Annotated in this window: 9 protein-coding genes; 7 read left to right on the top strand and 2 right to left on the bottom strand. The window is 58.3% G+C overall.

The features are described from left to right. Positions 1-301: 301 nt before the first annotated feature. On the top strand, positions 302-1126 hold the full coding sequence (locus tag R6V78_RS02365; RefSeq protein ID WP_410287719.1) for an alpha/beta fold hydrolase: 825 nt from the start codon (positions 302-304) through the stop codon (positions 1124-1126). A gap of 26 nt (positions 1127-1152) precedes the next feature. Here R6V78_RS02365 and R6V78_RS02360 read toward each other — a convergent pair whose 3' ends face one another. Then, on the bottom strand, positions 1153-3258 hold the full coding sequence (locus R6V78_RS02360) for a methyl-accepting chemotaxis protein (RefSeq protein WP_410287718.1): 2106 nt from the start codon (positions 3256-3258) through the stop codon (positions 1153-1155). 398 nt (positions 3259-3656) lie between these two features. Here R6V78_RS02360 and asd point away from each other — a divergent pair, with 398 nt between their 5' ends. Continuing rightward, complete coding sequence (asd, locus tag R6V78_RS02355; protein ID WP_410287717.1) at positions 3657-4775, top strand: aspartate-semialdehyde dehydrogenase; 1119 nt, start codon at positions 3657-3659, stop codon at positions 4773-4775. Positions 4776-4880: 105 nt separating this feature from the next. On the opposite strand, the gene R6V78_RS02350 is transcribed toward asd, so the two are convergent. Continuing rightward, positions 4881-5894 (bottom strand): hypothetical protein, encoded by a 1014-nt coding sequence (locus tag R6V78_RS02350; RefSeq protein WP_410287716.1) that lies wholly within the window; start codon positions 5892-5894, stop codon positions 4881-4883. A gap of 474 nt (positions 5895-6368) precedes the next feature. Here R6V78_RS02350 and lnt point away from each other — a divergent pair, with 474 nt between their 5' ends. The 5 genes from lnt (at position 6369) to R6V78_RS02325 (ending at position 11545) form a co-directional block, all read left to right on the top strand. Further along, positions 6369-8006, top strand: coding sequence for an apolipoprotein N-acyltransferase (gene lnt / locus R6V78_RS02345; protein ID WP_410287715.1), 1638 nt, complete (start codon positions 6369-6371; stop codon positions 8004-8006). 3 nt (positions 8007-8009) lie between these two features. Further along, positions 8010-9135, top strand: a protein-coding gene (gene prfB / locus R6V78_RS02340) for a peptide chain release factor 2 (RefSeq protein WP_410287714.1) whose coding sequence is annotated in 2 segments (ribosomal slippage) — positions 8010-8066 and positions 8068-9135 — 1125 coding nt in all. Because the reading frame shifts where the segments join, the coding sequence is not laid out codon by codon here. After that, on the top strand, positions 9116-9745 hold the full coding sequence (locus tag R6V78_RS02335; RefSeq protein ID WP_410287713.1) for a phosphohydrolase: 630 nt from the start codon (positions 9116-9118) through the stop codon (positions 9743-9745). The genes prfB and R6V78_RS02335 overlap by 20 nt, the downstream gene beginning before the upstream one ends. After that, complete coding sequence (gene thiE, locus R6V78_RS02330) at positions 9735-10388, top strand: thiamine phosphate synthase (RefSeq protein ID WP_410287712.1); 654 nt, start codon at positions 9735-9737, stop codon at positions 10386-10388. Before R6V78_RS02335 ends, thiE begins: the two co-directional genes overlap by 11 nt. A gap of 191 nt (positions 10389-10579) precedes the next feature. After that, complete coding sequence (locus R6V78_RS02325) at positions 10580-11545, top strand: threonine/serine dehydratase (protein ID WP_410287711.1); 966 nt, start codon at positions 10580-10582, stop codon at positions 11543-11545. Positions 11546-11654: the final 109 nt, after the last annotated feature.

The raw sequence follows: 11654 nt of genomic DNA, 5'->3' as shown, positions 1-11654 counted from the left end.
CTGTTGCGGGGCGTTTGCGTCATGCAGAAAACGGACACCCGCAATTGGACCTTTGCCCGACAGCGCAGTGATTCGATAACCGCCGGTCTGCCTGACAGCCGCGGAATTGCTGCGATTCGGGTGCTTGAAACCTCAGAATTTGGTAGACATGCGCCCTGCTCCTTGTGTAACGCTTTAAAAGACGTCAAGTTAGACTGTTTTGTATTCAACATGCAAGCAATGTTTAACCGGAAGCCAACCGGGTGTGATTTATCCAACGGCAAACCCGGGACGTCAACCCTGAAAAAAGGACGGCCGGCTAATGGCTTATTTCCGAACCCAGGACGGATGCAGCCTGTATTATGAAACCATTGGATTCGAACTTGCGCGTCCGGTGGTTGTTTTTTTGAACGGCACCTTGCAGACCACCATGTACTGGAAGGTGATCGCCGCGGCTTTAAAACCCGATTTCCGCTCACTGCTCTATGATGCCAGGGGGCAGGGAGAAAGCGAATTGGGTGAATTGCCTCTCTGCCTGGATCTTCATTTTGAGGATCTTTGCGCCCTGATCCGTCACCTTGGACTGGGACCGGTCTGTCTCGTGGGATTAAGCCACGGCTCCCTGTTGGCCTATGCAATGGCCCGGCGGAAACCCGAATCAGTCAACCGACTGGTGTTGTGCGCCATTGGGGTCAGAGCGCCGATACGTGCCCGGCTGATTGTCCGGTCATGGCTGAAGATCATTGAAAACACTGGCATGGACACCCTGGTGAGCGCTGTCATGCCGCATGTTTTCGGAGAGGCTTACCTGGTCCGGAACAGCAGAATTCTTGATCGAATCGCCAAAACCATCAGCCGACGCAACCGCGCGCCGTCTCTGGTGGCCCACCTGTCGGCCATGGCCGGTTACCCGAGCCTGAGGTCCATGCTGAACAAACTCGAGGCACCTTTACTGGTGATGTGCGGCTCAGACGATCCGCTGGTAAGCGTCGACGGGGCGGCGGAGGTGGCCGAAATAAGCGGTGGGCGGATTATGGTGGTCAAGGGTGCCGGTCACTCCATTCCGGTTGAAGAACCGGAGCTGTTCCTGAAGACCATCGTGAAATTTCTGGCAGGGCGCTGGACGGATATGCCCGAGGGTATCTGAACCGCAACCGCACCCAATGATCGGGTTCATACCCTGAAACAGCTCACCAGCCTGTTGAGCTCCTCCGCCAGACGGGACAGGGCATGGGTGCTGTCGTTGACGGCGTTGCTTTGACTGGACATGTCGCTTGAGGCGCGGTTGACCCGCATCAACGTCTGGGCCACCTGTTCTACGGCCAGGGTGCTTTCGGCGACAGTGGTGTTAACTTCCTGGACGCCCTGAGATGCCTGAGCCACGTTGCCGGCAATCTCCCCTGTGGTGTCGGACTGTTGCGCCACGGCTGTTGAAATCGTGGTGACGATCTGACTGACCTCATTGATGACGGTTGTGATGTTCTCGATTTCGGCGACGGTTCCTTCGGTGGTTTGCTGGATCCCTTCTATTTTCTGTTTGATTTCCGCGGTAGCCGCGGCTGTCTGCTTGGCCAGTTCCTTGATCTCGTTGGCCACGACGGCAAATCCTTTACCCGCTTCGCCGGCCCGGGCCGCCTCAATGGTGGCATTCAGGGCCAACAGGTTGGTCTGATCGGATATTGCGGTGATGGCTTCCGTCACCTTGCCGATTTCCTGGGCGGCAGACCCCAGCACGGAGACCCGTTGCGAGGCGCGACTGACCTGATCCACCGCCTTGCCGGTGATTCGGTTGGCGGTTTCGGTGTTGCGTACGATTTCATTGATGGTGGCCGTCATCTCTTCGGCAGCGGCGGCTACGGTGCTTAAGTTCAGGCTGGATTGTTCCATGGCCGAGGCAATCGAGCTGGTGCTGAGGCTTACCGCTTCCGATGCCGAGGAAACCGCCGCCGATTCAGTGGACATGTCTGACGCACGGGCGGCCATTTTTTCGGAAAGTTCGTTCAGGCCGGTGGCGGATGCGGCCAGGTGGCCGGCATTACCGGCAATTTCCTGGATGATGCCCTGCAGTCGCTGGATGAAGGTATTGAACCAGCGGGCCAGATCACCCAGTTCGTCTTTGCTGATTTGCGCGAGTCGCCGGGTCAGATCTCCTTCGCCTTCGGCGATATCCTTCAGTCCACCGACTACATCATTGATCCGACGGGAGAAAGAGGCGGCAAATAGGTAGGCCATCGGGATTACGACAACCAGACAACCCAAATAGACCAGGCTCATCATGATGACCATCTGGCGTGTGTTGGCGGCAACCGTTTCCATGGAAACCAGGGCGCTCAACCATCCGTTGACGCGGGTTCCGTCATGGAGCGGAAGGGCCGCCTGGAAATAGCCGGCGCCGTTCACGATGATTTCGCTGGATACGAATGGCTGCGTCTCCACTGAGCGGGCGGTGTCCACCGCAGCCTGAGTGGCACCGGCCAGCTGGCTGTATGCCGGCAGCGAGCCGAGATTTATTTTTCCCTGGCCGGAGAATACATTCAGGTCCATGCCGGACAGTTTGGCGATGGTGGCTGAAAAATCACGCCCCAGCCGCTGCCAGGCGACAACCGTTCCAAACACCTGCGGTTCCGCCTGTTCGGTCACGCGGTTGTAGACATGGGTATAGATGGGCGCTGTGATTTGGATGCAGAGCCCGCCGTCCATTTCCACATACCGAACGGATTCCTCCTTTGCAACCGGGTTTCCGGAAAACCGCTCGGCAATGGTGGTTATCGGGGAGGACGCGGATGTTTGCCAGTCGGCCTCATTCAGGGGTGCGCCTGCATTGATGCGGGCGTGTTCAAACGTCTGTTTGCCTTGACCATGGGCATAGACGGTCATCAAGGTGTTGTCTGCCATGTTCTGGGCAGACGACACGAGCGCTCCGTTTTGATCAAAAACAGCGGCCTGCCACAACTCGCCGGCGGCAATGAACTGCGCCAGCGCGGCCGTCGTTTTTATGTAGCCGTCACGGGTGATATTGATCTGGCCGGCAAAATCAGCCATGAATTTGATGTTTTCGCCGATTTTGTTCAGGGTGACCGCTTGGCGGGTGTCTCGAATCTGCTTGGCCTGGCGCTTGCCAAGGTCGTCCCTGACCAGGTTGATGGTTTTCTCCAGGCTTGCCCTCACTGCGGCACGATTTTGCTTGTTCAGCAGCAGGTAAACCGCCACTGTCGAACAGATCATGATGACCAATACCACTCCGGTGAAACCCAACAGCAGCTTTGACTTTATTTTCATGCATTCATCCTCATTTTTCGGATCAGAATTGCCAACGGTTTGGCGACGTGGATTGGCGGGGTGGCTGCAACCTGCCGCCCGGATTCTTTTTTCGGTCAGTGCTCGTTTTTCTTTAGCGCATATTTTGATGCGGTGGTAAGAACAAAAGCGGGTCGCCTGGAAACCGAAAGCATTCCGTCGGTGCTGCGTCACTGTGCCAGGTTCGGCGACTTGCATGGCGCCGCACGGTTGCGTTGCGCATGCCGACCCGCTTATCCAGTGCGCCGACGGATTGCAAAACACCTTGACAACCTGACCGCGTGAACTTTATTGGAAGAGGCTGGCACGCATGGGCAGAGGCTGAGGATACTCAGACTTAAGTTGGGTTGATCGTATACGGGTTAAGGAGTCATGCAAAAATGATCAGCGTGGGCATCGTTGGCTGGCGTGGAATGGTAGGGTCGGTTCTTATGGACCGGATGTTGGCTGAAAAGGACTTTTCCGCTTTTGATCCCGTTTTTTTTTCGACCTCCCAGGCCGGCAAAACCGGTCCGGTCCTCGGCACAGGCCCCCAGCCGGTCCTGGACGCCAATGACCTGGACAAGCTGGCGGACATGACGGTGATAGTATCCTGTCAGGGTGGCGGCTACACGGAGCGGATCCATCCGACGCTGCGGCAAAGGGGGTGGTCCGGGTACTGGATCGATGCGGCATCCACGCTGAGAATGAAGGCCGACAGCGTCATCGTCCTGGACCCGGTAAACCGCCGTGTGATCGACCAGGCACTGGATACCGGCATTAAAGATTATATTGGTGGCAACTGTACTGTTTCGCTGATGCTTATGGCCCTTGGCGGCCTGTTTGAAAAGAACTGGATTGAGTGGCTGACCTCCATGACCTACCAGAGCGCTTCGGGCGCCGGGGCCAACAACATGCGGGAACTGGTGACGCAAATGGGGATGCTGGGCGATGCAGCCAAAGTGCTGCTAAGTGATCCGGCATCCTCCATCCTGGAGATCGATCGTCAGATTACCGCGGCGCTGGCCGGACCCGATTTTCCGGTCCAGTATTTCGGCGCGCCGCTGGCGGGCAGTCTGATCCCCTGGATCGACCGTGCCATGGAGAACGGGCAGACGCGGGAAGAGTGGAAGGGCCTGGTGGAGACAAACAAGATCCTCGGGCGATCGGGCAATCCCATTGCCATCGACGGTCAATGTGTCCGCGTGGGTGCCATGCGCTGCCACAGCCAGGCGCTGACGATCAAGCTGACCGAAGACATCCCTCTGGATGCCATTGAAGCGGCCATTGCCTCGGGCAACCAATGGGTATCGGTGGTGCCCAATGACAAGGCCGCCACCCTGGCGCAGCTCAGTCCGGCAAGTGTTTCCGGGACGCTGGGCATCCCCGTGGGGCGTATTCGCAAACTGAACCTGGGACCGCAATATCTGACGGCTTTTACCGTAGGTGACCAGCTGCTCTGGGGGGCGGCCGAACCCTTGCGCCGCGTACTCAAAATTATCCTTCAACGCATGCGCTAAGAATGTCCGAGCCTTGACATGCATGCTTCCGGGCGCCTGCGCGGCGGTGATCCAGCCCTGTTTTTCAGCCAAGCGGTTGATTGAGAGCGTGTACCCTTCATAAAATCAGAACCGATAGGAAAAACCCGCTTCGAACGTGAATGAACGCCAGTGGACTTCGTTGAGGCGGGTGTCGGCAGCCGTGCCATCGGCGTAATACATGCGATCCACCCCGGGGTCGGTGGTCATTTCCTGCATGTGCATGCCGACAGTGAGGCCCCAGTGCTTTTTGGTTTCGAACAGGATTTTTGCTCCCGCCGCCAGGCCGCTGCCCTCGGCCTCGTGGGTAAAACTGACCGGATGCTGAAAATCCGCACGCAGGTTCCAGTTGGCCTCGGCATCATAGTCCACCCAGTGGTATTCAGCGGTGAATATAACCCCGATTTCACTGAAGAGCCCCTCCGTGCTGGCAATCGAAAACAAGAGATCCATGCCTATCCAGGGCCCCTTCCAGCGGGCCTGGTAGCGGCTGTCCAAACCGGGAAACGGACCGGTGCCTGTTGTGGCGGGTGGTGCCGTGAAGGCCTGATAGCCGTCGACGATGTTCAGGTCCTGTTCGGAAACGGCATAGCCGAGCAGGGGGCAGACGACCAAGCTGGATCCAAAAAAGGCAAAGCGGGGTCCCACAGCAACGGATCCATCCCAAACGTCGTTGCCGTCCACGCCGTTGAGTGAGCGTGAGAATTCCTGCGTCCGGTCGTCGCCATTGTAGTCGACGTCCCGGTTGTCGCCGGATGCCACCAGACCAACGTCCAGATGACCCCGCACATAGACGTGATCTTTGATAAAGGTGCGATTGGCCAGTTTGAGCTGATAAATGTTAAGATCGGACCAGGTGAGTTCGGAACGGACGTTGGGGTCGGTGCCCTGCAGATTGCCGGCGATGTGCCAGTTCAATTTGTCAACGCGGTAGCCCGCGGACAGATCGAAGGTGGTGGAAACCCGGTCGTGTAGCGTGGCATTGTTTTCAGACGCCTCCGGCGAAGCTTGGTTTTCAGGTTCAGGGGACTGTGATGAAACGTGGGAAGCCTGCAGACAAACCAACACAACGATACCCAACGCAACTAGGAAGTGTCGCATGAACAGCCTCTTTTCTGATCGCATTTGAAGATGGATGCTGATAGGATACCCGGCCGGATCGCCAGAGGATGACGTTTATCCGGGACACGCGGTCTTCATCTCATGAAATCGGTTCAAATTCAAGCACTCATCTCACGCAGTGCCGACTTGACTTGCAATGGCCGGTGATTTAAGGTTGTGCCGCTCCAAGGAGAGGCCCAATACGGTGGGGCCGTGAGAAAGTTGCAGATTCGTGTTTCAATTTGAAAAGGATGGGCCGGAAAGTTTTGGACTGCAGCAGCGAGCGCATTTTCCGGCCTGTACGATGAGGGTTTGCAGGCGGACTGCCATTTGTTCTTTGTCCATACGCTGGATTCCCCGCGGTTGGCCGCAAAAAAAATCCTCGATACGAGGCAGCGCCCCAATAATGGCGCTGCCTCTCATGTCTTATGCGCTGGAATACGAGATCCAGCTGCTTAGAATCGTCTCGGTGACGTGACCATCGCCTTCAAAACCAAATGGCTGCCCGCCATCATCAGCGGGCTGATGCTGACGGCGGCTTTTCCCAAAGCGGGATTTTCCGTATTGGCCTGGTTTGCCCTGGTCCCGCTCTTTATCACCCTGCGGGAATTGAATCCCAAAGACGCCTTCAGATTCGGAATGATCACCGGTTTGGTCCACTACCTGACCCTGCTGTATTGGGTGGTCATTACCATGCGTACCTACGGATATCTGCCCTGGTGGCAGTGCGTGTCCCTGCTGGTTCTGCTTGCCGCCTATCTCGCCCTCTATCCCGGGCTCTTTGCGCTGGCCATTGCCCGTATGTGCACAAAGCCCGGGCTCCTGATCCTGCTGGCCCCGGTTTTCTGGGTGGCGCTGGAATATATGCGCGCGATTCTGATGACCGGATTCCCCTGGGGATTGATTGGATATTCCCAGTTTAATCGGTTGCATATCATCCAGATCTCCGATATGTTCGGGGTGTATGGGATCTCTTTTCTGGTGGTGCTCTGCAACGCCGCCGTTTATGTGCTGCTGCTGTTCGCCGCCCAGAAAAAATGGCGCGGACATCCGGTGGCCAAGCGGCAGGTGATTACGGCCGCCTTGCTGCCGATTATCTTGATGGGTGCGTGTCTGGGTTACGGAAGCATGCGAATCGGGGCCACGGATCAGGCCGCGGCCCAGGCGGCATCGTTTAGGGTGGCACTCATCCAGGGCAATATCGACCAGGCCCGCAAATGGGATCCGGCCTTTCAGATCAGCACCACCAAAAAATATATCGATCTGACGTTGTCGGCCGCCGCCCATGAACCGGATCTGGTGGTGTGGCCGGAAACGGCGACGCCGTTTTACTTTGAGGCCAGCCCCAAACTCACCCGGCTGGTGATCGATGCGATCCGTGAGGCAGGCGTCCATCTGCTGGTAGGCAGCCCCAGCGTACAGGGGCAGCCCGGTAGTCAAGCTTATTTCAACAGTGCCTATATGGTGGCGCCGGACGGCGGCGTTACCGGGCGATACGACAAGGTCCACCTGGTTCCCTTCGGCGAGTATGTGCCACTCAAACACCTGCTCTCCTTCGTGGGCAAGATGGTGGCCCAGGTCGGCGACTTTTCGGTTGGAGAGCGCGGTCGGACCCTTGCGTGGGGAGATGACAACCCCGCCATCGGCGTGCAGATCTGTTTTGAGATCATCTTCCCCGGGCTTTCCCGGTCGCTGGTGAAAAACGGTGCCGGGGTGCTGGTTAACCTGACCAACGATGCCTGGTTCGGAAAAAGCAGCGCCGCATACCAGCATCTGTCGATGGCGGTTTTCAGGGCTGTAGAGAATCGCCGCAGCCTGGTGCGTTGCGCCAATACCGGGATCAGCGCCTTTGTGGATCCTGCCGGGCGCATCCTGGTTTACACGGCCCTTTTCGAAGATGCGGTGGTCGCTCGAACGGTCCCCGTGCTCTTCGAAAAGACCGTCTATACGCAAATCGGCGATGTATTGCCCCTGGTCTGCCTGATCCTGCTTGGTCTGCTGGTGGGCCGTTCCCTGATTGACCGGGGAGCGGCCGGAAATGGCGGCATGCGGGTCAACGTGTCCGATCGGATTAAAAAATTGGTCGGCCGGATGGCTGACAAGAGGAGATAAACGATGAGTACCGAAGCCAAACAGACCCTCAAAGAACATAAACAGAAGTTTGACCAACTCAAGGAGTATCTTTGACCTGGTCAGTCAGGAAAACCGGCTCCAGGAAATCGAGGCGGAAATTGCCCGCAATGGATTCTGGGACAACCCCGAGGCGACCACGGTCATTTTAAAGGAGCGAACCCTGCTGAGCCAGCGGGTCGACGCCTTTCACATGCTGGAGAAGGAGTTGGAGGAAGCCGGAATTCTTCTGCAGTTGGGTACCGAGGAAGCCGATGCCGCGACCCTGGCAGAGGTGGCCGGGCAGATCCGCGAACTGGGGCGGCGGCTGCACCAGTTCTCCCTGAATATGATGCTGGACGGCGACGACGATGCCAACAATGCCATCATCTCCATCAATGCGGGTGCCGGCGGTACCGATGCACAGGACTGGGCCGAGATGTTGTTTCGCATGTATTTGAGATGGGTGGAGGGCAAGGGATTTAAAGCCGGCATTGTCGATTTCCAGCCCGGTGACGAGGCGGGAATTAAAAGCGTCACTTTTACCGCCGCCGGTCAATATGCGTTTGGGTACCTCAAATCGGAGACGGGCGTTCACCGGCTGGTGAGAATCTCCCCCTTCAACGCCAGCGGCAAGCGCCATACATCGTTCGCCTCTGTTTTCGTTTACCCGGAGCTGGACAATGAAATCGAGATCGACGTGGAGGATAAGGATCTGCGCATCGACGTGTTCCGTGCCAGCGGCGCCGGCGGCCAGCATGTCAACAAGACCAGCAGTGCCGTGCGCATCACCCACCTTCCCACCGGCATTGTGGTCCAATGTCAGCAGGAAAAATCCCAGCACCGCAACAAGGATATGGCCATGAAGGTGCTCAAGGCCCGGCTCTACGAGGCGGAAAAGCGCAAGCAGGACGAGCGCTTGCAGGAGATCCACGACGGCAAGGACGATATCGCCTGGGGCAGCCAGATACGCTCTTATGTGCTGCATCCCTACCAGATGGTCAAGGATCACCGCATCGGTCTGGACGTGGGCAATGTCAACAGCGTGCTGGATGGGGATATCGATGTGTTCATCGAGGGGGTTTTGCTGTCGGGAAAGTCCGGACCCATTGGTGGCGCCATTGAACGATGACTTCGATCCGCAGGCCATTATCACCCGTTTCTATCCCGTCGGCAGCCTTACCCGGGATCTGCTGCTTCGCCACGGAGAACTGGTGGGCCGCAAGGCGATCGAGATCCTGGAACGGGCCGAATGGCTGAATGCCGATCGACAGTTCGTGTTTCAAGCGGCCGTGCTTCACGACATCGGCATCGGCCGGACCCGATGCCCGGAACTGGGATGCATGGGAACCTTGCCGTATGTGTGCCACGGGTCGGAAGGGCGGTCGATTCTGGACGGGTTGGGCCTGGTCCGCCACGGCCTGGTCTGCGAGCGCCATGTGGGGGTGGGAATCAGCGCGGAACAGTGTAAACGGCGGAAGCTCCCCTTGCCGGTCCGGGATATGCTGCCCCTTTCCGTTGAAGAACGCCTGATCTGCTACGCGGACAAATTTTTTTCCAAGACGGACAATGGCCGGCATGAAAAGACCATCGAAGAGATAACCGCCGGCCTGGCACGCTACGAAGCGGAATATGCGGGCCGTTTCCTGGCGCTTCATCGGATTTTCACCCAGGCGCCTGCCAATCGGTACGGTTCAACTGGTGGGTTGTCAGACCAAGGGGAAAACACCCATGAATCCTGACATAATTCGAGATGCACTTCGGTTTTATTTCATCACCGAGGACGGCGTGGATGGTTTTCCCGCCGCGGATCAGGTGCGCACGGCCATCGAAGCCGGTGCCACCATGGTCCAGTATCGCAACAAGGCCTTTTCCCTGGAGGCTTTTGCGGATGTTGCGGTCATCGCCCGGTTGTGCAGGAAGTACCGCGTGCCCTTTGTGGTGAACGACAACGTGCTGCTGGCAAAAGCCGTGGGAGCCGACGGTGTCCACGTGGGCCAGGATGATGCATCGCCCCGGCTGGTCCGGCATGTCATGGGGCCACAGGCCATTGTTGGTGTGTCGGTTTCCAGCATGGCTGAACTGGAGAGCACCGAGCTGGCCTTTTGCGACTATATCGGCACCGGACCGACCTTTGCCACCGACACCAAGGCCGATGCCAAGCCGGCCCACGGGCTTGCCGGGCTTCGTGATATCGTCAACCGCTCCCCACTCCCGGCGGTGGCCATCGGCGGCATCGGGCCGGCCAATGCGCTGGATTGTTTTGCGCATGGTGCGGCCGGAGTCGCCGTCATCAGCTGTATCACCCGCTCCAAAGCCCCCTTCGAATCTGCCGCGTCGCTGGCGGCCGCATGCGGCGTCCCGGCCAGGAGGAGGCGGGGTTGATTCGGTTGGCCTCGATTGAAACGGGAATTCCTTCCTTCGAATGTCTGCGGTTCCCTGGACGACATCGGATGTTCGTTTTTTCATGCCACAAGCTCAGGTCAAGGCGGAAGCGGCAGTGATTTCCCGGACAAAAAATGCGCCCTACAACCCATGCTTGCTGACCGACGCAGCGATGGCCGACGGAGCCTGCCATGCTTGACATTCACAACCTCGCCCTGAGCGCGGCAACACGTATTCGACCGCACATTCGCCAGACACCGCTGGAGAGGTCCGCCGACCTGGCCCGTGAAAGCGGCGGTCCGGTATTTCTCAAGCTGGAAAACATCCAGCATACGGGCTCCTTCAAGATTCGTGGTGCCATCAACCGCCTGATGACCCTGGACCCGGACCAGCGGGCGGCCGGTATCGTCACCGCATCGTCCGGCAACCATGGACTGGCTGCGGCCTTCGGTCTGAGCCGGTTGGGAATAAAAGGGGCCATTTACCTGCCAGAAGGTGCTTCTCCAGCGAAGGTCCGGATGATCGAAGACCTGGGTGCTGCAGTCCGGTTTCACGGATCGACCTGCGAGATTACCGAAGCCTTCGCCCGCCGACAGGCTGAAGATAACGGCCAGGTCTATATCTCTCCCTACAACGATCCCTTCGTTGTCGGCGGGCAGGGGACCGTGGGGCTGGAGATTTTGAAAAGGCTTCCCCAGGTGGACTGCATCATGGTCTCTGTGGGGGGGGGCGGGTTGATATCCGGCATCGCCGGAGCGGTCAAGGCGCAGTCCAAAGGGATCCGTATTGTGGGATGCCTGCCTGAACATTCGCCGGCCATGGCTGCATCGGTAAGGGCAGGTCGGATTCTGGATGTCCAGACCCGGGACACCCTTTCCGACGGCACCGCCGGCGGCATCGAACCGGGCGCCATAACCTTTGAGCCCTGCCGTTCACTGGTTGATGCGTGGGTGCTGGTTTCCGAAGATGAGATCCGCAGCGCCATGCGGCGGGTATTCGAAAACCACCGGCTGGTGATCGAGGGTGCGGCGGGGGTGACGGTGGCCGCATTTCTCAAGATCGCGCCACAACTGACCGGCAAGACGGTCGTTTTGATCGTCTGCGGCGGCAATATCGATGTGGACCTGTTCCGGACCCTGATTTGTCCGTTGGGATGATCGGTTCCGCCAGCTGATCTGGCGGTTGAGGGCGCCCGGGTGCGGGCCGCTGGGGATGAGGCCATCCTTTGCCCGTGTCCGTGATCCCAGGCCGTGCACACCGGAAAGG

The organism is Desulfosarcina sp., assembly GCF_046496365.1.
Taxonomy (GTDB): Bacteria; Desulfobacterota; Desulfobacteria; order Desulfobacterales; family Desulfosarcinaceae; genus Desulfosarcina.
Note: the sequence above shows the minus strand (reverse complement) of the source record. Positions and strands in the feature narration are given on the sequence as shown.